The organism is Streptomyces sp. NPDC030165 (assembly GCF_055573595.1).
This window is the reverse complement of the sequence record NZ_JBVIBD010000001.1, coordinates 472,160-494,867: the sequence shown is the minus strand read 5'-3', so window position 1 is coordinate 494,867 and position 22,708 is coordinate 472,160. Positions and strand designations below refer to the sequence as shown.

General features: G+C 72.3%; 17 protein-coding genes. 9 read left to right on the top strand and 8 right to left on the bottom strand.

Features of this window, described 5'->3' with window-relative positions; genetic code table 11:
• Positions 1-111 precede the first annotated feature (111 nt).
• A complete protein-coding gene (locus ACZ4Z1_RS02255) occupies positions 112-2,925 on the top strand; it encodes a DEAD/DEAH box helicase (protein WP_468484666.1) in 2,814 nt (937 codons plus the stop codon).
• A gap of 115 nt (positions 2,926-3,040) precedes the next feature.
• Here ACZ4Z1_RS02255 and ACZ4Z1_RS02250 read toward each other — a convergent pair whose 3' ends face one another.
• Positions 3,041-3,970, bottom strand: coding sequence for a methyltransferase domain-containing protein (locus ACZ4Z1_RS02250; RefSeq protein WP_468484665.1), 930 nt, complete (start codon positions 3,968-3,970; stop codon positions 3,041-3,043).
• Between ACZ4Z1_RS02250 and pdxR the strand changes: the two genes are divergently transcribed.
• Positions 3,969-5,492 carry a MocR-like pyridoxine biosynthesis transcription factor PdxR gene (pdxR, locus tag ACZ4Z1_RS02245; RefSeq protein WP_468484664.1) on the top strand — a complete coding sequence of 508 codons (1,524 nt, stop codon included), beginning with the start codon at positions 3,969-3,971 and terminating at the stop codon, positions 5,490-5,492. The two genes, ACZ4Z1_RS02250 and pdxR, sit on opposite strands and share 2 nt — an antisense overlap.
• Positions 5,493-6,041: 549 nt before the next feature.
• On the opposite strand, the gene ACZ4Z1_RS02240 is transcribed toward pdxR, so the two are convergent.
• Complete coding sequence (locus tag ACZ4Z1_RS02240; protein WP_468484663.1) at positions 6,042-6,899, bottom strand: siderophore-interacting protein; 858 nt, start codon at positions 6,897-6,899, stop codon at positions 6,042-6,044.
• Positions 6,900-6,947: 48 nt separating this feature from the next.
• Entirely contained in the window at positions 6,948-7,862 is a 915-nt protein-coding gene (locus tag ACZ4Z1_RS02235) for a 5'-3' exonuclease (protein ID WP_468484856.1), read from the bottom strand.
• A gap of 256 nt (positions 7,863-8,118) precedes the next feature.
• On the opposite strand from ACZ4Z1_RS02235, the gene ACZ4Z1_RS02230 reads away from it, so the two are divergent.
• From ACZ4Z1_RS02230 to ACZ4Z1_RS02220, 3 genes are all read left to right on the top strand, one after another.
• Entirely contained in the window at positions 8,119-9,462 is a 1,344-nt protein-coding gene (locus ACZ4Z1_RS02230; RefSeq protein WP_468484662.1) for a quaternary amine ABC transporter ATP-binding protein, read from the top strand.
• A complete protein-coding gene (locus ACZ4Z1_RS02225; protein WP_468484661.1) occupies positions 9,455-12,052 on the top strand; it encodes an ABC transporter permease/substrate binding protein in 2,598 nt (865 codons plus the stop codon). Before ACZ4Z1_RS02230 ends, ACZ4Z1_RS02225 begins: the two co-directional genes overlap by 8 nt.
• Before the next feature lie 137 nt (positions 12,053-12,189).
• Positions 12,190-12,933, top strand: a complete 744-nt coding sequence (locus ACZ4Z1_RS02220) for a helical backbone metal receptor (protein ID WP_468484660.1) — start codon at positions 12,190-12,192, stop codon at positions 12,931-12,933.
• Here ACZ4Z1_RS02220 and ACZ4Z1_RS02215 read toward each other — a convergent pair.
• Positions 12,905-14,176, bottom strand: a complete 1,272-nt coding sequence (locus ACZ4Z1_RS02215) for a TDT family transporter (protein ID WP_468484659.1) — start codon at positions 14,174-14,176, stop codon at positions 12,905-12,907. The two genes, ACZ4Z1_RS02220 and ACZ4Z1_RS02215, sit on opposite strands and share 29 nt — an antisense overlap.
• Before the next feature lie 70 nt (positions 14,177-14,246).
• Here ACZ4Z1_RS02215 and ACZ4Z1_RS02210 point away from each other — a divergent pair, with 70 nt between their 5' ends.
• Complete coding sequence (locus ACZ4Z1_RS02210) at positions 14,247-15,194, top strand: LysR family transcriptional regulator (protein ID WP_468484658.1); 948 nt, start codon at positions 14,247-14,249, stop codon at positions 15,192-15,194.
• 18 nt (positions 15,195-15,212) lie between these two features.
• On the opposite strand, the gene ACZ4Z1_RS02205 is transcribed toward ACZ4Z1_RS02210, so the two are convergent.
• From ACZ4Z1_RS02205 to ACZ4Z1_RS02190, 4 genes are all read right to left on the bottom strand, one after another.
• A complete protein-coding gene (locus ACZ4Z1_RS02205; RefSeq protein ID WP_468484657.1) occupies positions 15,213-15,743 on the bottom strand; it encodes a hypothetical protein in 531 nt (176 codons plus the stop codon).
• Between the two features lie 190 nt (positions 15,744-15,933).
• Entirely contained in the window at positions 15,934-16,629 is a 696-nt protein-coding gene (locus ACZ4Z1_RS02200; RefSeq protein WP_468484656.1) for a gamma-glutamyl-gamma-aminobutyrate hydrolase family protein, read from the bottom strand.
• Positions 16,630-16,678: 49 nt separating this feature from the next.
• On the bottom strand, positions 16,679-18,151 hold the full coding sequence (gene eat / locus ACZ4Z1_RS02195; protein WP_468484655.1) for an ethanolamine permease: 1,473 nt from the start codon (positions 18,149-18,151) through the stop codon (positions 16,679-16,681).
• Between the two features lie 113 nt (positions 18,152-18,264).
• Positions 18,265-19,044, bottom strand: coding sequence for a FadR/GntR family transcriptional regulator (locus ACZ4Z1_RS02190; RefSeq protein ID WP_468484654.1), 780 nt, complete (start codon positions 19,042-19,044; stop codon positions 18,265-18,267).
• Between the two features lie 73 nt (positions 19,045-19,117).
• Here ACZ4Z1_RS02190 and ACZ4Z1_RS02185 point away from each other — a divergent pair, with 73 nt between their 5' ends.
• Genes ACZ4Z1_RS02185 through ACZ4Z1_RS02175 form a run of 3 tightly spaced genes read left to right on the top strand, consistent with a single transcriptional unit; the run spans position 19,118 to position 22,678 of the window.
• Positions 19,118-20,485, top strand: a complete 1,368-nt coding sequence (locus ACZ4Z1_RS02185) for a glutamine synthetase family protein (protein ID WP_468484653.1) — start codon at positions 19,118-19,120, stop codon at positions 20,483-20,485.
• A gap of 13 nt (positions 20,486-20,498) precedes the next feature.
• A complete protein-coding gene (locus ACZ4Z1_RS02180; protein ID WP_468484652.1) occupies positions 20,499-21,869 on the top strand; it encodes an aldehyde dehydrogenase family protein in 1,371 nt (456 codons plus the stop codon).
• Positions 21,866-22,678 (top strand): 3-oxoacyl-ACP reductase, encoded by an 813-nt coding sequence (locus ACZ4Z1_RS02175; protein ID WP_468484651.1) that lies wholly within the window; start codon positions 21,866-21,868, stop codon positions 22,676-22,678. The genes ACZ4Z1_RS02180 and ACZ4Z1_RS02175 overlap by 4 nt, the downstream gene beginning before the upstream one ends.
• Positions 22,679-22,708: the final 30 nt, after the last annotated feature.

Below are 22,708 nucleotides of genomic sequence, written 5' to 3'. Positions count from 1 at the left end.
TGGTGCGCCCTTTGCGCGCCGACGAGGGGCTGATCGACGAGAGTCCTCCGGTAAAGGCCGTCCATAATGATCGGCTCGTTGTCAGAGGTGGCCGGTAGGCTCGTAAGCACGATGACCGAGGACATGTCCCCTGCTGAGCGCTACGCCGCCGCCAAGTTGCGGGCGGCGGAGCAGGCCACCGCACTCGCCCCTTTCCGTGAGATGTACGACTTCGCGCTGGATGCGTTCCAGATCGAGGCGTGCCAGGCCCTGGAGGCCGGAAAGGGCGTGCTGGTCGCGGCCCCGACCGGATCCGGCAAGACGATCGTGGGCGAGTTCGCCGTCCACCTGGCCCTGGAGCAGGGCCGTAAATGCTTCTACACCACGCCGATCAAGGCGCTGTCGAACCAGAAGTACCAGGACCTGGTGCGGCGCTACGGCGCGGACAAGGTCGGCCTGCTGACCGGTGACAACAGTGTCAACTCCGAGGCGCCGGTGGTGGTGATGACCACCGAGGTGCTGCGGAACATGCTGTACGCGGGCTCGCAGTCGCTGTCCGGGCTCGGGTATGTGGTCATGGACGAGGTGCATTACCTGTCCGACCGCTTCCGGGGCGCCGTCTGGGAAGAAGTGATCATTCACCTTCCCGAGTCCGTGACGCTGGTGTCCCTGTCCGCGACGGTCTCCAACGCGGAGGAGTTCGGCGCCTGGCTGGACACGGTGCGCGGCGACACGGAAGTGATCGTCTCCGAGCACCGCCCGGTGCCGCTGTGGCAGCACGTGCTCGCCGGGCGTCGGATGTACGACCTCTTCGAGGAGCGCGAGGGCCGTTCCGGCGCCGGGCGCCGGGAGGTCAATCCGGACCTGGAGCGGCTGGCGCGGATGGAGAACAGCCGTCCGACGTTCGGCCGGGACAAGCGCCGCGGCCGCAACCAGCGGGAGGCGGACCGCGAGCGTGAGCGGCGGCAGCGCAGCCGTATCTGGACGCCGGGCCGTGCCGAGGTGATCGACCGGCTGGACCAGGAAGGTCTGCTGCCGGCGATCACGTTCATCTTCAGCCGGGCCGGGTGCGAGTCCGCCGTCCAGCAGTGCCTGTATTCGGGGCTGCGGCTCAACGACCAGGAGGGGCGCGCGAAGGTCCGCGCCATCGTGGAGGAGCGTACGGCCGGCATTCCGGACGAGGACCTGCATGTGCTGGGTTACTACGAGTGGCTGGAGGGGCTGGAGCGGGGCATCGCCGCGCACCACGCCGGCATGCTGCCGACCTTCAAGGAGGTCGTGGAGGAGCTGTTCCTGAAGGGGCTGGTCAAGGCGGTCTTCGCGACGGAGACGCTGGCGCTGGGCATCAACATGCCCGCCCGTTCCGTCGTCCTGGAGAAGCTGGTCAAGTGGAACGGTGAGCAGCACGCCGACATCACCCCGGGCGAGTACACCCAGCTCACCGGCCGTGCCGGCCGCCGCGGCATCGACGTCGAGGGCCATGCGGTGGTGCTGTGGCAGCGCGGTATGGACCCGGGCGCGCTCGCGGGCCTGGCCGGTACGCGTACGTATCCGCTGCGCTCGTCCTTCAAGCCGTCGTACAACATGGCGGTCAACCTGGTCTCGCAGTTCGGGCGGCACCGTTCGCGGGAACTGCTGGAGATGTCGTTCGCGCAGTTCCAGGCGGACAAGTCGGTCGTCGGGATCTCGCGGCAGGTGCAGAAGAACGAGGAGGGCCTGGACGGCTACAAGGAGTCCATGACCTGCCACCTCGGCGACTTCGAGGAGTATTCGCGGCTGCGCCGGGAGCTGAAGGACCGGGAGACGGAGCTGGCCAAGCAGGGCGCGGCGCAGCGCCGGGCCGCGGCCGCCGCGGCGCTGGAGAAGCTCCGGCCGGGTGACGTGATCCACGTACCGACAGGCAAGTACGCGGGGCTGGCGCTGGTGCTGGACCCGGGTATGCCGTCGGGGCGCACCAACGGCCACCGCGGCTACGACGCGCACGACGGTCCCCGGCCGCTGGTGCTGACCGCCGAGCGGCAGGTCAAGCGGCTGGCGTCGATGGATTTCCCGGTGCCGGTGGCGGCGCTGGACCGGATGCGCATCCCGAAGTCCTTCAATGCGCGCAGCCCGCAGTCGCGCCGCGACCTGGCGTCCGCGCTGCGGACGAAGGCCGGGCACATCGCGCCGGAGCGGCACCGCAAGCAGCGGTCGGCGGCGGCCGACGACCGGGAGATCGCGCGGCTGCGTACGGAGCTCCGGGCGCACCCCTGCCATGGCTGCGACGAGCGCGAGGACCACGCGCGGTGGGCCGAGCGGTATCACCGGCTGCTGCGTGACACCCGGCAGTTGGAGCGCCGTATCGAGGGCCGTACGAACACGATCGCGCGCACCTTCGACCGGATCTGTGGCCTGCTGACCGAACTTGACTACCTGGAAGGTGACACGGTCACGGACGAGGGCCGGCGGCTGGCGCGGCTCTACGGCGAACTGGACCTGCTGGCCAGCGAGTGCCTGCGTGCCGGCGTCTGGAACGGCCTGGGCCCCGCCGAACTGGCCGCCTGCGCCTCGGCCTTGGTCTACGAGGCCCGGCAGGCGGACGACGCGGTGGCGCCGAAGCTGCCGTCGGGCGAGGCGCGGGACGCGCTCGGCGAGATGGTACGGATCTGGGGCCGGCTGGACGCCCTGGAAGAGGACCACAAGATCAACCAGGCGGAGGGCGTCGGCCAGCGTGAGCCGGACCTCGGCTTCGCCTGGGCCGCGTACCGCTGGGCCTCCGGGTTCGGCCTGGACGAGGTGCTGCGCGAGGCGGAGATGCCCGCCGGTGACTTCGTACGCTGGTGCAAGCAGCTGATCGACGTCCTCGGCCAGATCGCGGCGGCCGCGCCCCCGGAGGTGGCGCGCAACGCCCGCAAGGCCGTGGACGCGGTGCTGCGGGGTGTGGTGGCGTACTCGTCGGTGGGGTGAGGTAGCCGGCGGGCCGGAGGCCCGGGGCGGGCCCGCGGCCCGTACGCGCGACCGGGTCGGCCCCGCGGTCCCCGTACGCCCGACCTCCGTGGTCCGGGCGTACGGGGACCGTGGGTCACCCGGCCGGTTTGACGGCGGTGGCCTTGGCGAACGTGTAGTGGAACGTTCCTCCGGCCTCCGCCGTACGGCGCAGGTCGCGGATGCCGCGCTCCCAGTCCGCCTCGGTCGTCAGTCCGGCGGCCAGCGCGTCGTCCCGTACGGCCGCGATCATCGCGATGAAGGTGTTGCGGGTGAAGCTGTCGACCAGACCGGGCCGGGTCGTGTCGGCGTAGACCGTACGCGGCCGGACCACGACCTCCTCGTACCCGGCGGCAGTCAGCAGGGGCTGCACCTCCCGGCCGAGCAGCGCGTTGCCGCCCGCCGCGGCCTGCAGACGGACCTGGTGGCCGATGACGGTACGGGCGTGGGCGCTGTCCGGATGGAAGAACGCCGACCCGTGGTCCCCCTCGATGACGGTGATGCTGCCGCCCGGCCGCAGCACGCGCCGCAGGTCCGCCAGCGTCTGTGCGGGGTCGGGCAGGTGCTCCAGGACGAAGCAGACGAAGACGTGGTCGAAGGAGGTGTCGGCGTACGGCAGGTCGGTCAGGTCGGCCTGCTGCCAGCGCACCGTCGCCGCGTGCGGGCGGGCGGCGAGGCGGGCGCGGGCCTGGTCGAGCGAGCTCGCGGAGATGTCGACCGCGGTGATGTGCGCCCCCGGGCTGGACGCGGCCAGGTGCACCGTCTGGGCGCCGACCCCGCACCCGGCCTCCAGGACCCGGCTGCCCGCCGGGTACGCCGTGCCCGCGTGCAGCAGCGCCGCCAGGGTGTCCGCCTGGTCGGTCAGCCGGCGGGCTTCGTGGGCCGAATAACCGTGTACGTAACCGGAATCGCGGGGAGCGGGGGCCGGATGCCCGATCGTGTCCCCGCACTCACCGCCCGCCGCCTTCTCCGTAGATGTAGCTGTTGCTGTCCCTGCCGCTGTTGCTTCCGTTGCTGCCGTTCTCATGCCGTCACTCTGGCCCCACAATGGTCCGGTGCCCAGGTCCAAAGACATCCCGGCTGACCGGTCCATAACTTCCTCCCCCAGCTCCGGATCCGACTTCCTCCAGCTCAACGCCGCCGACGCGCCCACGGGCGGCCTGTCCGACTGGCTGGCGCGGCACCTGCGGCTCGCCGTCTCGGACGGCCGCCTCGCGGTGGGCGACCGGCTGCCTGCCACCCGTACGCTCGCCGAGGAACTCCGGGTCTCCCGGGGGGTGGTCACCGAGGCGTACCAGCGGCTGATCGAGGACGGGCACGCGGTCGGGCGCGGCCGCGGCGGCACGGTCGTCGTCGCCGCTCCCGTCCCGGCGGCGGCACCGGTACCCGCACGCCCGGCCGAAGGGCCGCCACCGGACGCGGTGTTCACCGCCGAGCCCGGTGCGGACGTCTTCGACGCGGTACGGGCCGCACCGGCCCGCATCGACCTCAGCCCCGGCACGCCCGACCTGGCCTCTTTCCCGCGTGCGGCGTGGCTGCGCGCGGAACGCCGGGTGCTCGGCACGCTCGCGGCCCCCGGCTTCGGGTACGGGGACCCGCGCGGCACACCGGAGCTGCGGCACGCCGTCGCCAAGTGGCTGGCCCGCAACCGCGGCATCGCGGTCGGCCCGGACGAGGTGCTGATCGTCTCCGGCACCGCGCAGACACTCGGTCTGCTGGCCCGCGTCCTGCGTGACCGGGGCGTTTGCGAGCTGGCGGTGGAGGACCCGGGGTCGCTCGGGACGCGCCAGACCCTCCGGTACTGGGGGCTGCGGACGCCACCGGTGCCGGTCGACGCGGACGGTGTCCGTGTCCGGGAGCTGCGGGCCTGCGGCGCCCCCGCCGTGCTGGTGACACCGGCACACCAGTTCCCGACCGGGGTGGTGCTCGGCGGCGGGCGGCGGCGCGAGCTGATGCACTGGGCGGCCGACGGCGGCGGCCTGATCATCGAGGACGATTACGACGCCGAGCACCGTTACGACCGGCCGCCGGTGCCCGCTCTCCGCGCGATGCTGCCCGAGCACGTCTGCTACGCGGGCAGCGTCTCGAAGCTGCTGGCGCCGGCGCTGCGGACGGGGTGGGTCGTCGCGCCGCCGGAGCTGCACGGCGCGCTGGTGGACGCCAAGCGGTTCACCGACCTCGGCAACGCCGCGCTGCCGCAGCTGGTGCTCGCCGACCTGATGGAGACCGGCGAGCTGGAACGCCGGCTGCGGCACCTGCGCAAACGGCACCGGGCGCGCCGCGACGCGATGATCCGGGCGATTGCCACGCACCTCCCGGGCGCAGCCGTGCGGGGAGCCGCCGCCGGCCTGCACCTGACGATCACCTTCGACGCGGACTTCACCGACACCGACCTGGCGGCGGCCGCGCTCGCCCGGGGCGTCAAGGCCCAACCGCTGTCCTGGCACCGCCTGGCCCCCGGACGGCCGGGCCTGGTACTGGGCTACGCCGCGAGCACGGAGACCGAGATCGCGGAGGGAGTGGCGGTCATCGGGAGCGTGCTGAGCTGAGGGCGCGGAGCCGTACGGTGTGGGCCGCCGTACGGTCCGGGGCGCGCCCGTGCGCGTCCGGCTCCGGCCGGTGCGCCGGGCTCGTACGGCGTGTCGTACGCGGCGCGCGCACCGGTCCGACACGCCGTACGTGCCTCCGGTTCCGCAGCGACGACGTGGCGGCGGGCCGCCGCGCTCGTGGAGGCCCGGCAGTCCGTCGCCACCCGTGAGCCCACCCCGCTCTTGGAATGCCGGGCCGTACGGTGTCCGGAGGGCCGCATTCCACCAGGAGGCGCGCCGCGCCGCCGTCACTTGTGCGATCCCGGCCACGGCCGCCGGGGCCGAGGGGCCGGAGGCACGGCTCGGCGGGGAGCGCCGTCCGGCACGGGCCGTGACGGCGTGTCGGAAGTCGCCGGTCGGTGAGGTCTTCGGTGCGGCGTGCGTGCCGGTGTCGTGGGCCGGTCGGCGGGACCGGCTGCGGTGCACGCCAACTCCTCGACGGGCGCCAGCAGTTCGCCTACCCGCGGCACCCGGTCCGCGAACCCCGGTACCGCCGCCCCTGAAGGCGGGTCAGGGAGCGGTCGGCGCGGCCTTCTCCTGCTCGGCCTCGACCTGCTGGTTCCACAGCTGCTTGGAGGCCTGCCAGCCGTCCTCGTCGTGGCCCTTGCGCCAGTAGCCGGAGATCGACAGGGCCTCGCGCGGGATCTCCCGCTCGACGCGGAGCAACTTGCGCAGCTCCTTCACGAAGCCGGCCTCGCCGTGGACGAACGCGTGCACCCGGCCCGCCGGGAAGTCCAGTGCGCGGACGGCCTCGACCAGGCGCTCGCCGACCGGCGTGTCGCCGCGGTGCAGCCAGGTGATCTCGGCGTCGGCCGGGGCCTGGAGTTTCTGCTCCTCCTCGGGGCCGGCGACCTCGACGAAGGCGTGGACGGGTGCGTCCTCCGGCATCCGGGCCAGGGAGGCAGCGATGGCCGGCAGGGCGCTCTCGTCGCCGGCGAGCAGGTGCCAGTCGGCGTCGGGGTCCGGGGCGTACGCGCCGCCGGGGCCGAGGAGGAGCGCCTCGTCGCCCGGGCGGGCGGATGCGGCCCAGGGCCCGGCGAGGCCCGTGTCGCCGTGCACCACGAAGTCGACCGCCAGCTCGCGCGTGTCCGGGTCCCAGGTGCGCACGGTGTACGTACGGGTCTTGGGCCACTGGTGGCGGGGGAAGGAGGCGCGGATCTCGGCGATGTCCAGCGGCTGCGGGTAGGCGACGCCGGGAATCGGGAAGACCAGCTTGACGTAATGGTCGGTGTACTCGCCCGCCGAGAACTCCGCCAGGCCGTCACCGCCCAGCACCACCCGCACCATGTGCGGCGTGAGCTGTTCGGTGCGCAGCACCTGTGCGTGAATGAGCTTGGGCTTCTTGCGGGCCGGACGCTCTGCTGCCACGACGATCTCCCCTGCCACGGTCTTGTTAGGTTTACCTAACCTAACAGTTCACGAGTGGAGCGTGGCGAGGAGCCTCTGCAGAGAGCCGCCCAGTCCCCACTGTCCGGCGAGCGATTCCAGCCGTTCCGGATCGGCCGGCTCGCCGGGCAGCGCGGCGTCGAAGTCCGGCACCGGTACGTCGGCGGCGACCCGTACGACCTTCGGCGCGACCTCGACGTACGGGCGCGCCTCGGTCAGCCGCTTGCGCTGCGAAGGGGTGAGCTTGGACGCCGGGTCGCCGGCCGCGGCCATGATGCCCGCCAGGTCCCCGTACCGGTCCAGCAGTTTGGCGGCGGTCTTCTCGCCGATGCCCGGCACGCCCGGCAGGCCGTCGCTGGGGTCGCCGCGCAGCAGCGCCAGGTCCGCGTAACCCGGGCCGTCCACGCCGTACTTCTCGCGCAGCAGGGCCTCGTCGGTCATCTGGAGGGTGCCGACGCCCTTGAGCGGATACAGGATGCGGACGCCGCGTGCGTCGTCGGCCAGCTGGAACAGGTCGCGGTCGCCGGTGACGATGTCGACCGGCCCGGTGGCACGGGCGGTGAGGGTGCCGATGACGTCGTCCGCCTCGTAGCCCGCGGCGCCCACCCGGGCGATGCCGAGCGCGTCGAGCACCTCCTCGATCACCGGGACCTGCGGCGAGAGGGTGTCCGGAATCTCCTCCGCGTCCGGCCCGGGGGAGCCGGCCGGGGCCTCCTCGGCGACGCGGTGCGCCTTGTACGAGGGGATGAGGTCGACCCGCCACTGGGGGCGCCAGTCGAAGTCCATGCAGGCCACCAGGTCGTCGGGCTGGTGGTCCTGGACGAGCCGGGCGATGAAGTCCAGCAGCCCGCGCACCGCGTTGACCGGAGTGCCGTCCGGGGCCCTGACCGACTCCGGTACGCCGAAATAGGCCCGGAAGTAGAGGGAGGCGGTGTCGAGGAGCATCAGGCGTCGAGTCACACCCCGCATGATGCCGCACCCCTGTGACATGCGCGGATGGTGCCGCGGTGACGGGCCGCGCGAAGGGTGTGAACTGGATCACTTCTGCGTTTGTCATTTCGGAAAGGGGGCAGGCGCGCGGCCGGAGCGGAGCCGGTGGATTTTCAACATTTCCACCGGTTAACGGCGGGCCCGACCCGTGCCGCGCCACGACCTGCCGACGGGGGAGTCGGGTCGTACTCAGTCAATTCGAGAGGTGTATGTGGCCAGGCTGCAAGCCGAGCACGTGTACAAGGTGTTCGGGAGACGACCCGAGGACGCCGTACGACGGCTCGAAGACGGTGCAAGCCGCGAGGAGCTGCGGGCCGACGGAACGACCGCCGCGGTCATCGACGCGTCGTTCTCCGTGGACGAGGGCCAGATCTTCGTCGTCATGGGGCTGTCCGGATCCGGTAAGTCCACCCTCCTGCGAACCCTCAACGGGCTGCTGGAGCCGACCCACGGAAGCGTCCGGTTCGACGGCCAGGACCTGACCTCGCTCAGCGGCAAGGAGCTGCGCAAGGTCCGCTCCGAGAAGATCTCCATGGTCTTCCAGCACTTCGCGCTCTTCCCGCACCGCAGTGTGCTGGAGAACGCCGCGTACGGGCTGGAGGTCCAGGGCCTGCCGCGTGCCGAGCGTGAGAAGCGCGCCACCGAGGCACTGCACCTCGCCGGTCTCAAGGGCTGGGAGAAGTCCTGGCCCGACGAGCTGTCCGGCGGAATGCAGCAGCGGGTGGGCCTGGCCCGCGCGCTGGCCACCGACGCCGACCTCCTGCTGATGGACGAGTCCTTCAGCGCGCTGGACCCGCTGATCCGCCGCGACATGCAGGACCAGCTCCTGGAGCTCCAGAAGACGCTGAAGAAGACCATCGTCTTCATCACCCACGACCTGAACGAGGCCATGCGCCTCGGCGACCGGATCGCCGTCATGCGCGACGGCCGCATCGTGCAGATCGGCAGTGCCGAGGACATCCTCCTCAGGCCCGCCAACGACTACGTCGCGTCGTTCATCCAGGACGTCGACCGTTCCCGGGTGCTCACCGCCGGGGCGATCATGGTCGAGCCCGGCGAGGTGCTGGGCGGCACGGCGGAGGACGGTACGGAGATCCGTACGGCCGATGACCTCCTCGCCGCCACGCCCGCCACGGTCCACCGGGACACGCCGGTCGCGGAGCTGTTCGGCCCCTGCTCGGCCGGGAACGTACCGGTCGCCGTCGTCGGCGCGGACGGTGAGCTGGTCGGCGCGGTGCCGGCGCGGCGGCTGCTGTCCGTGCTCGGCGAGGGCGGACAGCGGGAGACGGACGCCGGTACGGCGGAGAAGGCCGAAGGGACCGCGAAGGCCGCAGGGGCCGGAAAGCCCAGGAAGGCCGAGAAGTCCGGGGAGCCGGGGAAGGGCGGTGCGGCCGGGAAGGCCGAGGCCGCTCAGGACCCGGCCGAGGCCCGGGCACCCGAGGACGCCGCGCCCGCCGACACCAGGGCCGGAAGAAAGAAAGCCCTCCAGCCCGACGGCACACCCGAAGGCGAGACGGGCGGCAAGCCCGGGGGCAAGGTGACCGCCGGTGCCTAGGATCGACGTCGGCTCCTGGGCCAACACCTGTGTCGAATGGCTGCGCCACCACCTCACGTGGCTCTTCGACTTCGTCTCCCGCGTCCTGACGGACATGTACAACGGCATCGAGGCGGCCCTGACCGCCCCGCAGCCGTTCCTGCTGATGGGCATCTTCGCGGTGCTCGCCTGGTGGCTGCGCGGCCTGCCCGCAGCGGTGCTCACCTTCGCCGGCTTCGCGCTGATCGACTCGATCGAACAGTGGCAGGCCACCATGCAGTCCCTGTCACTGGTGCTGGTGGCCTGCATCATCACCATCGTCGTGGCGGTACCGCTGGGTATCTGGGCGGCCCGCAACCGCGTCGTCGGCGGTGCGCTGCGCCCGGTCCTGGACCTGATGCAGACGATGCCCGCGATGGTCTACCTGATCCCCGGCATCCTGTTCTTCGGCATCGGCGTGATGCCCGGCATGGTGGCGACCGTCATCTTCTCGATGCCGCCCGCCGTCCGGATGACCGAGCTGGGCATCCGCCAGGTCGACGGCGAACTCGTCGAGGCGGCGGAGGCGTTCGGTACGCACCCGCGGCGCACCCTGTTCCGCGTACAGCTGCCACTGGCGCTGCCCACGATCATGGCCGGTGTCAACCAGGTCATCATGCTGGCGCTCTCCATGGTCGTCATCGCCGGCATGGTCGGCGCCGAGGGCCTGGGATCCTCGGTCTACAACGCGGTCAGCTCCGTGAACGTGGCCCTCGGCTTCGAGGCCGGCCTCGCCGTCGTCATCCTCGCCATGTACCTGGACCGGATGACCGGCGCCCTCAACGAGCGGGTCTCGCCGCTGGGACGCCGCGCGCTGGCCAAGGCGCAGGCCGCGCTGGGCGGCGCGAAGTTCCTGTACTGGAAGCCCGCCACCTCCGTCGCGATGGCCGGCGTGGTCGTCCTCGCGCTGGTCGCGGGCGGTCTGAACGTCTTCGGCAAGGACGGTGCGAAGACCGACGGCGGCGGCCGCCCGGTCACCCTCGGGTACGTCAACTGGGACGAGGGCAAGGCCACCACGTACCTGTGGAAGGAGATCCTCGAACAGCGCGGCTTCAAGCCGAAGGCGCAGGCCCTGGAGGCCGGCGCGCTGTTCACCGGGCAGGCGCGCGGCGACATCGACGTGCAGACCAACGCCTGGCTGCCCACCACGCACGCCGAGTACTACAAGAAGTACGAGGACAAGCTGGAGGACCTCGGCGCCTGGTACGACAAGACGTCGCTGGAGATCGCGGTCCCGTCGTACATGAAGGACGTCAAGACCCTCGACGACCTCAAGGGCCGGGCCGACGAGTTCGGCGGCAAGATCACCGGCATCGAGCCGGGCGCCGGCGAGATGAAGATCCTCAAGGACAAGGTCCTCAAGGACTACGGCCTGGAGGGTGAGTACAAGGTCGCCGAGTCCAGCACCGCGTCCATGCTCACCGAGCTGGACCGCGCGTACGCGGCGAAGAAGCCGATCGCCGTCACGCTGTGGTCGCCGCACTGGGCGTACGACAAGTACGGCTTGACCAAGCTCAAGGACCCCAAGGGCTCCTTCGGCTCCGGTGACAGCCTGCACCTGCTCGGCCGCAAGGGCTTCGCGCAGGACGAGCCCCAGGTCGCCCGGTGGATGAAGAACTTCCACCTGGACGAGAAGCAGCTCACCAGCCTGGAGAACGACGTCAAGAGCGCGGGCGAGGGCCACGAGCAGGACGGCGTGCGCACCTGGCTGAAGAAGAACCCGGGCCTGGTCGACAAGCTGGCCCCGTCGGCGAACGTCACGTACGTCAAGGGCAAGGACGCCGGCGCCGCGCCGAACATCGGCTACCCGGCGTGGGACGAGGGCATCGCCACCACGTACCTGTGGAAGAACGTCCTGGAGAAGCGCGGCTACCAGCCCAGCATCCGCAACCTGGACATCGGCCCGATGTGGACCGGTCTGTCCAGCGGGCAGATCGACGTCGAGCTCGACGCCTGGCTGCCGGTCGCGCAGAAGCAGTACTGGGACCAGTACAAGAACGATCTCGTCGACGTCGGCGCGTGGTACGACAAGACGTCGCTGGAGATCGCGGTGCCGTCCTACGTCAAGGACGTCAAGACACTGGACGACCTGCGCGAGCACCAGGACGAGTTCAAGGGCAAGATCATCGGCATCGAGCCGGGCACCGGCGAGATGAAGCGCCTGAAGGACACCGTCGCACCCGCGTACGGCCTGGAGGACTTCGAGATCACCGAGGCCGGCACCAGCTCCATGCTGGCCGAGCTGGACCGCGCCTACGCCAAGAAGGAGCCGATCGCGGTCGTGCTCTGGTCGCCGCACTGGGCGTACAGCAAGTACGACCTGACCAAACTGGCGGACCCGAAGCACACCTGGGGCGACAACAACCAGATCAAGACGCTCGGCCACAAGAGCTTCCCGGAGAAGTTCCCGGAGCTCAACGGCTGGCTGAAGAACTGGAAGATGACGCCCGAGGAGCTGGGCAGCCTGGAGAAGGAGATCCAGGACGCCGGCAAGGGCCACGAGAACGACGGTGTCGAGAAGTGGATCGACGCCCACCCGGGCATCGTCGACAGGATGGCACCGGTGAAGTGAGGCGCTGAACGCACCGCGCGGGCCCCGCCCCTGGCTGTACGGCCGGGGGCGGGGTTTTGCGCGTCGGCCGTGGCCGCGTCCGCGTACGGTGGGGCCTTCGTCCGTCGGGCGCGGCCCGGCCCGCGTACGGTGGGGTGATGACGACAGGTCAGCGCCGCGCCCCGCGCGTGGTCTCCCTCGTGCCCTCGCTCACCGAGGCCGTGGCCGCCACCGCGCCCGAACTGCTCGTCGGCGCCACCGACTGGTGCAGCCACCCCGCCGATCTGGACGTGCCGCGCGTCGGCGGCACCAAGAACCCGGACACCGCCCGGATCGCCGCCCTCGCGCCCGGCCTCGTGCTGGCCAACGAGGAGGAGAACCGGGCGCCGGACCTCGGCGCGCTGCGGGCCGCCGGGCTGGACGTCATGGTCACCGAGATCCGCGACCTGGACCAGGCACTGCGCGAACTGGAACGGGTGCTGGTCCGCGGCTGCCGGCTGCCCCGGCCCGGCTGGCTGGACGACGCGGCGGACGCCTGGCGGGACGCACGGGCCGAGGCGGCGGCCGCGCGCGGTGCGGTGGTGCCGATCTGGCGGCGGCCCTGGATGGTGCTGGGCCGGGACACCTTCGCGGGCGACCTGCTAGCCCGGCTGGGCGTGCGGAACCTGTACGCGGACCACGCCGAACGGTATCCCCGCGTCCCCGTCGAGGAGTTGAACGCGCGCGGCGCCGACCTGGTGGTGCTGCCGGACGAGCCGTACCGCTTCACGGCGGACGACGGCCCCGAGGCGTTCCCGGGGCTGCCGTCCGCGCTGGTCAGCGGGCGTCATCTCACCTGGTACGGGCCCTCGTTGGCCGAGGCGCCGGCGGTGCTCAGGAGTGCGCTGGACGCGGCTCGCTGACCGAGGCAGCCTGGGCCGGGGCGGCCGGGGCCGGGGCGGCCGGGGCCGGGGCGGCCGGGGCCGGAGCCTGAGCGGCCGGGGTTCCCGCCGACTCCGCTGCCGCCCCGGACTTCTCCGGCGACGGCGCGAGGAGCTGACCGCGCGCCAGCCCCAGCGCCGTACGGACCCCGGCCACCAGCCAGGCCGCCACCAGTACGGCGAACAGCCCGACCGCGAGCCAGGTGAGGGCCGTGAGTCCCGAGTGCCGTGCCAGACCCGCCGCGCCCGTCACGCACGTACCGACCGGGAAGGTGAACGCCCACCAGGTCATCGAGAATTTCATCCCGGTCCGGAAGGCCCGGACGACCAGCGCCGTCGCCAGCGCGAGCCACAGCAGCGCGAAGCCCGTGACCGACACGCCGTACAGCAGCGCGAAGCCGCTCATCGCCTGTGCGTACCCGGCACCGACCACGCCCGGCGCGGCGTCCGCGAGGTTGCCGACCGCGGTCGTGGACTGGCCGAGCGGACCGAGGACCAGGAACAGCGTCGGCGTCAGCGCGAGCGGCAGCGGGCCGTGGTGGATCAGCCGGGCCAGGACCAGCGGCAGCACCAGCAGGGTGGCCAGCAGCGACATCCCGAACATCGCGTAGCAGGCGAGCAGCATCGCCTCCTGCCACTGTCCGGCGGGCAGGTGCGGCACCAGGCCGGGGCCCAGCGCGGCCGAGACCATCGGCGCGACCAGCGGCAGGATCCACACCGGGGAGGCGGTGCCGGCCTCGATCCGGTGCCGGGCCACCATCAGGTACGGCACCGCCGCGGCCGCCGCGAGGCCGGTCGCCGTCCCGGCACACCACAGGACGGCGTCGACGGCGACGGCCGTCCGTTCACCCAGCACGTCGGGCCCGACGGCGAGCGTCCCGCCGCCGACCGCCAGCAGCGCCATCGCCAGGCAGCCGTAGAACGGCGCCACCGCCGGGTCGAGCAGGTGGCGCCTCGCCTGGTCGGCGTGGCGGCGCCAGTGGACGGTACGGGCGGTCAGCAGGGCCGCCAGCAGGACGGCGGACAGCGCCCAGACCGCGACGTACGCGCCGCGCAGGCCCGGGGAGCGCAGCGGCAGGGCCGCGCCGGCGTTGGCGACGATGGCGGTGCCCATGACGGCGGCGTACCAGTTGGGGCCGAGCTGACGCAGCGCCGGGGGCGCACCGGAGGAGCGGACGGGGAGGCGGGCGCCGGTGTGTGCGGGGGACTGCGTCAGGGTTGCCATGTTTCCAGGGTCGGCCACCGCACCACCTCCCACCAGGGACCCCGTCCCTATGAGCACATAAGGTGGGGTTATGAGCAGCGTGAAGGAAGAACCGTCCGGGACGGACCCCGTGGTCCCGCTCTCGCACCGCGTACCGGACCTCGGCGCGCTGGAACTGCTGCTCGCCGTCGCCCGGCTCGGCAGCCTCGGCCGCGCGGCCCGCGAACGGGGCATCAGCCAGCCCGCCGCCAGCAGCCGGATCCGCTCGATGGAGCGGCAACTGGGCGTCGCCCTCGTCGAGCGCTCGCCGCGCGGCTCACGCCTGACGGACGCGGGGGCACTGGTCACGGACTGGGCGCGGCGGGTGGTGGAGGCCGCCGAGGCGTTCGACGCGGGCGCGCAGGCGCTGCGCGGGCGCCGGGACTCGCGGCTGCGGGTCGCCGCCAGCATGACGATCGCCGAGTACCTGCTGCCCGGCTGGCTCATCGCGCTGCGCGCGCAGCGCCCGGACACCGCGGTGTCCCTGCTGGCCGGGAACTCCGCCGCCGTCGCCGAACGCCTCCTCGCGGGCGAGGCCGACCTCGGTTTCGTGGAGGGGCTCGACGTGCCCGCCGGACTGGACGGCGCGGTCATCGGCCACGACCGGCTGGTGGTGGTCGCCGCGCCCGCCCACCCGTGGGCACGGCGCCGTACGGACCTGACGGTGGCCGAACTGGCCGCGACCCCGCTGATCCTGCGCGAACGCGGCTCCGGCACCCGCCAGGTCCTGGACGCGGCACTGGCCGGACACGGCGGGCTCGCGGCGCCGCTGCTGGAGCTGGCTTCCACGACGGCGGTCAAGGCCGCCGCGGTGAGCGGCGCCGGGCCGTCGGTGCTGAGCGAACTGGCCGTGCGGGAGGAGCTGGCGGCCCGGCGGCTGGTCGAGGTGCCGGTGCTCGGTACGCGCTTCAGCCGCGAGCTGCGGGCCGTCTGGCCGACCGGGCAGCGGCCGGCGGGCCCGGCCCGCCACCTGCTGGGCCTGACCAGGGCCCTGCCGTGACCGCGGGGCCCGGGCGGGTCAGCGGTCGGCCTGGTACGCCGCGTCCGCGGCGGTGGCCGTCCTGCCGTCGGGAGCGGTGTAGGTGAGCGTGCGGTCCCCTCTGATCTGGAAGACGTTGGTGGGACGCTGACGGTTCTGGGGGTTGCAGACCGGGACCGGGACGGTGAAGACGGTCCGGTACCGCGACCCGTCGGGCATGGACACCCGTGTCACGAAGGTGACCACCCCCTTCTTGGCGGGATGGCTGCCGTTCGGCGGCTCGAAGAACCAGAACCCGTCCGCCGTCGCAGCGGAGTTCGTCGGCACGACCGTCATGGAGTTGCCCGCGTTGAACTGTACGGTCCGTACTTTGGTGCCGTCCTGGGTGTACGGCTTGGACAGTTCGAACGGTGCTCTTCCGCCCTCCTGCGGGGACTGGATGAAGTCGCTTTCGCTGCCCGCGCACTGCCCGGGGGCGGCCACGGCGGACCCGGTCTGGGTGAGGAAGCCGAGGGCCAGCGCGGCGGACAGCCCCACGGCGGTGGACTTCAGGTGGCATCGGTTTGTCATGGTGGAACCCACTTCCGTCGGAAGGACGGCACGAAGCCGGGCCGCGCCGGGAAATGGCGCAGCCCCGTGGCGTTGACGCAGGTCAGCGCCGGTGCAGCGAGCGTATCCAGGCTCTCGGCCGTGATGACATCGCCGAATCGTGTGGGTTTGCCGCAGCAATTTGCAGTCTTCGGGGAGTGGGCAGCGGCCCTCAGGAACCCCCTGCCGCCCGCACCAGAGCGTCCATCACCCGCGTGTCGTCCCCGGCCTCCGGATGCCACTGTACGGACAGCACGAAGTGGTCCGCTTCCGGGAGCTCCAGGGCCTCGACCGTGCCGTCCGCCGCGTGGGCCGAGGGGAGCAGGCCGTCGCCGAGCCGGTCCACGGCCTGGTGGTGGTAGGTCGGTACGGTCACCGCCTCGGGCAGCAGCGTGCCGAGCAGGGTGCCGGGTTCCGGTTTGACCTCGTGGCGGCCGAAGACGCCGGCCGGGCCCGCGTGCCCGTCGATGTGCTGGACGAGCGTGCCGCCGAGCGCGACGTTCAGCAGTTGCAGGCCCCGGCAGATGCCGAGCAGCGGTACGCGCGCGTCCAGCGCGGCCTCGATCAGCGCCAGCTCCCAGGTGTCCCGGTCGCGGGCCGGCGGGCCGGTGCGCGGGTCGGCGTCGGCTCCGTACCGTACGGGTTCCACGTCCGGGCCGCCCGCGATCACCAGGCCGTCCAGCCGGGCGACGGCCGCGGCCGCGGTGCCCGGGTCGCCGGGTGGCAGCAGCGCGGCGAGACCGCCGCAGCGCTGTACGAGACGGTGGTAGCCGGCCGGGAGCACGGCGGCGGGCAGGGCCCAGACACCCCAGCGGGCGTCGTCGGCGACGTAGGTGGTGACACCGATGAGGGGCGGATGCGTGGGCACGGGTCCTCCGGGTGGTGCGGGTGCGGGGGCTGTTCCGGCGGGGTGCCGGTCAGTCGCGTTCCAGCTCGGCCTCGGCCGCCGCGAGCGCCGCGAACTCCTCCTCCGGGGCCGCCGCGACCAGCCGGTGCCGGGAGTAGAACGCGAAGTACGCCAGGGCGACACCGTAGACGCCGAGAGCGATGAGGGCGGCCTGCTCGTCCACGAGGAACGTCGCCACCAGCGCGGCACAGGCCAGGACGAAGGCGGTGGACGAGGTCAGGATGCCGCCGGGGGTGCGGTACGGGCGGGACAGCTCAGGTTCGCGGCGGCGCAGCACGATGTGCGAGAGCGACATCAGGGCGTACGAGATGGTGGCGCCGAAGACGGCGATGTTGAGCATCCGGGCGCCGTCGCCGGTCGCCGCGGCCAGCGCGAAGCCCAGCGCGCCGGGCACCAGCAGCGCCAGGTACGGGGCCTTGCGGCGGCTGGTCAGGGACAGGAAGCGGGGCAGGTAGCCGGCCCGGGAGAGCGCGAACAGCTGCCGCGATCCGGCGAAGATCAGCGAGAAGAAGGAGGCCACCAGGCCCGCCAGGCCCGCGTAGTTGATGATGCGGGAGACGGTGGTGGGCTCGCCGTGCGGCTGGAGCGCCTGCACCAGCGGATCGCCCGCCGACTGGATGGCGGCGGAGCCCCGGGCGCCGGTCGCGGCGACGAAGGTGACCAGCGCGAGCAGCAGCAGGATGCCCATCGCGGCGGCCATCGCCCTGGGCAGCGTACGGGCCGGGTCCCTCGTCTCCTCGGCGGCCAGCGGCACGCCCTCGACGCCCAGGAAGAACCACATGCCGAACGGGAACGCCGCCCAGATGCCGAGGACGCCGAACGGCAGCCAGGAACTGGCGCCGAACGCACCGGAGTCGACCGGGATGTCGTCCAGGGCGCTGACGTGGAAGTCGCTGAGCGCGCCGCACGCGAAGACGACGACCGCGGCGACCGCGACGGCGGTGACGGCCAGGCTGAAGCGCAGTGCCTCGCCCACGCCCCACAGGTGGATGCCGATGAAGACCACGAAGCAGGCCAGGTACACGGGCCAGCTGGAGGTCAGGCCGAACAGGCCGAGGGATGCGACGTAGTCGCCGATGAAAATGGAGATCGCGGCGGGCGCGAGCACGTACTCGATGAGGATGGCCGTGCCGGTCAGGAAGCCGCCCCAGGTGCCCAGGGCGCGCCGCGCGAAACCGTAGCCGCCGCCCGCCGTCGGCAGGACCGAGGCCAGTTCGGCCAGCGCGAAGACCAGACAGGTGTACATCACGCCCATCAGGACGGCGGCGATGGCCAGCCCGCCGAAACCGCCGTGGGCCAGGCCGTTGTTCCAGCCGGAGAAGTCGCCGGAGACGACGTAGGCGACGCCCAGGCCGGTGAGCAGGAGCGGGCCGGCGCTGCCGCGTCGAAGGGAGCGTTTTTGCAGGTAGGCGTCGTGCGGTGGGGAGGCGTCGCCCGTGCCGGGGGAGGGCGGTGCGGTATGGGGGTCCGTGCTGTCGGCCATGAGCCGCTCCTGCCTCGCCGAGGGGGTGCGTGAGGGGAAGTGCAGTAATGGTTCAGCCGCACACCTTTGCCCTGCCGTACGGCCGAGCGCAAGCCCCCTGCGTAAAAGACTGGTTACGAGGGCGGGCCCGTCAAGAACCCGCGCAGCAGCGCCGCCGTACCCGCGCAGTGCTCGCGCATCACCTCCCGCGCCCCGTCCGCGTCCCCCTCCAGCACCGCCTCGACCAGGGCGGTGTGCTGCGCCTGGGAGTGCTCCAGGTTGCGCACCAGCAGCGGGATGCAGTCCAGCAGCTCGTTCACGCCCGCCCGCACCGCGGCGTACTGCGCCGCCAGCGACGGCGAACCGGCCAGCTCCGCCAGCGTCAGATGCAGCAGCGTGTCGCGCCGCCGGTAGTCCACCAGCGGCGCGTCGCGGGTGGCCGCCAGCGCCTCCCGCAGCCGCCGCGTCTGCGCGTCGTCCAGGCCGTGCGCGGCGCACAGCCCGGCGGCGCCCACCTCCAGCACCTCGCGGAACCGCAGCACGTCCTCGACGTCGACCTTCCCGACACGGCGCCGCAGTTCGTCCTCGCCCGCGGTCTCCCGGCGCGGCCGGACGAACGTACCGCCGTACCGGCCGCGCCGGCTCTCCACCAGCCCCTCGTCCTGGAGGACCTTGAGCACCTCGCGCAGCGTCACCCGGCTGATGTGCAGCCGCTGCGCCAACTCCCGTTCGGCGGGCAGCCGTTCGCCGCCGGGGACCAGGCCCAGCCGGACGACCTGGAGTATCTGCTCCAGTGCCTCCTCGAAGCCGTTGCCCGCCCGTACGGGACGCAGTACGGGCGCCAGCCGGTCCGCCGGGCGCCGCGCCGGACCGTCTGCCGCGGAGCCCGCCGCGCCGTTGTTCGCACCGTCCACCGGAACCCCTTCCCAACCAATGGTTCGCGGGCCTACCTTATGACCTCCGGATGCAGCGACAGGAGGCACCACCGTGGCAGACCGCACGCCCCCGCTCTCCGTCGACGAGCTCAGACGGCTCGTCGACACCGGGGAGATCGACACTGTCGTCCTGGCCTTCACCGACATGCAGGGCAGGCTGACCGGCAAGCGGTTCGCGGCCCGCCACTTCCTCGACGAGGTGCTGGAGCACGGGACCGAGGGCTGCAACTACCTCCTGGCCGTGGATGTGGACGTCAACACCGTCCAGGGCTACGCGATGTCCTCCTGGGAGCGCGGTTACGGCGACTTCGCCATGCACGGCGACGCCGCCACCCTGCGCCGCACCCCGTGGAACCCCGGCACCGCCCTGCTCACCGCCGACCTCGCCTGGCACGACGGCTCGCCCGTCGCCGCCTCCCCGCGGCAGATCCTGCGCCGCCAGCTCGACCGGCTCGCCGAGCGCGGCTGGAGCGCCTACGCGGGCACGGAGCTGGAGTTCATCGTCTTCCGGGACACCTACGAGGACGCCTGGAACCGCGGCTACCGCGGCATGACGCCGGCCAACCAGTACAACACCGACTACTCCGTCCTCGGCACCGGACGCGTCGAGCCGCTGCTGCGCCGCATCCGCAACGAGATGGGCGCCGCCGGGATGACCGTGGAGTCCGCCAAGGGCGAGTGCAACCTCGGCCAGCACGAGATCGCCTTCCGCTACGACGAGGCGCTGACCACCTGCGACCAGCACTCCGTCTACAAGACCGGCGCCAAGGAGATCGCCGCCCAGGAGGGCATGGCGCTCACCTTCATGGCCAAGTACGACGAGCGCGAGGGCAACTCCTGCCACATCCACCTCTCGCTGCGCGACGAGGCCGGGCAGCCGGTCCTCGCCGACGATGCGGGCCCGTACGGCATGTCGAGGACCATGCGGCACTTCCTGGCCGGACAGCTCGCCGCGCTGCGCGACTTCACGCTCTTCTACGCCCCCAACATCAACTCCTACAAGCGCTTCCGGCCCGGCTCCTTCGCCCCCACCGCCGTCGCCTGGGGCCCGGACAACCGCACCTGCGCCCTGCGGGTCATCGGCCACGGGCCCGGCCACCGCCTGGAAAACCGCCTGCCCGGCGGCGACGTGAACCCGTACCTGGCGGTCGCCGCCATGGTCGCGGCCGGTCTGTACGGCATCGAGCACGAGCTGGAACCGTCCGAGGCGTGTACGGGCAACGCCTACGCAGGCGACGCCGAGCACGTCCCCACCACGCTGCGCGACGCCGCCGCCCTGTGGGAGGCCAGCCCGATCGCCCGCGAGGCGTTCGGTGACGAGGTCGTCGAGCACTACCTCCACATGGCCCGCGTCGAACAGGACGCGTACGACGCCGCCGTCACGGACTGGGAGCGCTTCCGCTCCTTCGAGCGCATGTAAGGAAAACTGCGACGTGTTGCAAGAGCTGCGCATCATCAACCCGGCGACCGAGGAACTGGAAGCCGTCGTCCCCGTCACCACTCCCGCGGAGGTGGACGAAGCGGTCCGGCGGGCCGCCGCGGCACAGGAGAAGTGGGCCGCGCTGCCGCCCGGGGACCGGGCCCGCGTGCTGCGGCGGTTCGCCGGGGCCGTACGGGAGAACGTCCCCGCGCTGGCCCGGCTCGAACTGGCGGAGGCCGGACACCCTCTGGGCAACGCCGAGTGGGAGGCGAACAACGTCGTCGACCTGCTGCATTACGCCGCCGGGGGAGTGGAGCGGCTGACGGGCCGGCAGATCCCCGTCGCGGGCGGGCTGAACATCACCGTCCAGGAGCCGCTGGGCGTCGTCGCCGTCATCGCCCCCTGGAATTTCCCGATGCCGATCGCCGCCTGGGGGACCGCCCCCGCGCTCGCGGCCGGCAACGCCGTCCTCCTCAAGCCCGCCGAGACCACCCCGCTCACCGCGCTCCGGCTCGCCGAGTACGCGCTGGAAGCGGGCGTGCCCGAGGGCCTGTTCCAGGTGCTGCCCGGCGAGGGCGCGGTCACGGGCAACGCCTTGGTCGAACACCCCGGCGTCGCCAAGGTCGTCTTCACCGGCTCCACCGCCACCGGCCGGCACATCGCCGCCAAGTGCGCCGCGCGGACCAAGCGGCTGACCCTCGAACTCGGCGGCAAGAGCCCCAACATCGTCTTCGCCGACGCCGACCTCGAACGGGCCGCGGCCGCCGCGCCCGGCTCCTTCCTGGACAACACCGGCCAGGACTGCTGCGCCCGCAGCCGCATCCTGATCCAGCGCTCGGTCTACGACCGCTTCATGGAGCTGCTGGAGCCCGCCGTGAAGTCCTTCGTCGCGGGCGACCCGGCCGACCCCGCGACGCAGATGGGGCCGCTGATCTCCGAGGCCCAGCGCGAGCGCGTACGGTCGTACGTATCCGAGGACGCGCCCGCCGCCATCCGCGGTGAGGTCCCCGAGGGCAAGGGCTTCTGGTACCCGGCGACCGTCCTGGAGGGCCGGCCGGACGACCGTACCGCCGTCGAGGAGATCTTCGGCCCGGTCGCCGTCGCCCTGCCCTTCGAGGACGAGGCCGACGCCGTCCGGCTCGCCAACGCCACCGACTACGGCCTGTCCGGCTCCATCTGGACCCGCGACGTGGGCCGCGCGCTGCGCGTCTCCGGCGCGGTCGCGGCCGGCAACCTCTCCGTCAACTCGCACAGCAGCGTCCGCTACTGGACCCCGTTCGGCGGTTACAAGCAGTCCGGCCTCGGCCGGGAACTGGGCCCCGGCGCGCTCGCCGCCTTCACCGAGACCAAGAACATCTTCATCAGCACCGAGGAGCAGCAGTGACCGACCAGACCACCGCGGCCGCCGAAGGCAGCGCGACCCCCGTGTGCCGCCGGCTCGTCGGCCGCACCGCCGTCATCACCGGCGCCGGCAGCGGCATCGGCCTGGCCACCGCCCGCCGGCTGGCCTCCGAGGGCGCGAACGTGGTCTGCGCCGATATCGACGAGAAGGCCGGCAAGGCCGCCGCCGAGGAGGTCGGCGGCACCTTCGTCCAGGTCGACGTGACCGACTCCGGCCAGGTCGAGGCGCTGTTCAAGGCCGCGTACGACACGTACGGCTCGGTCGACGTGGCCTTCAACAACGCCGGCATCTCGCCCGCCGACGACGACTCGATCCTCACCACCGGGCTGGACGCCTGGAAGCGCGTCCAGGAGGTCAACCTCACCTCCGTCTACCTGTGCTGCAAGCACGCGCTGCCCTACATGCAGCGCCAGGGCAAGGGCTCCATCATCAACACCGCGTCCTTCGTGGCCGTGATGGGCGCCGCCACTTCGCAGATCAGCTACACCGCGTCCAAGGGCGGTGTGCTGTCGATGTCCCGTGAGCTGGGGGTGCAGTTCGCCCGCGAGGGCATCCGGGTGAACGCGCTGTGCCCGGGGCCGGTGAACACGCCGCTGCTGAAGGAACTGTTCGCCAAGGACCCGGAGCGGGCCGCGCGCCGCCTGGTGCACGTCCCCGTCGGCCGGTTCGCGGAGCCGGAGGAGATCGCGGCCGCGGTCGCCTTCCTCGCCAGCGACGACTCGTCCTTCGTGAACGCCGCGGAGTTCCTGGTGGACGGCGGAATCGCAGGGGCGTACGTCACACCCGTGTAGGCCGCAGCCTTCTTCGCGGATACAGTCCGA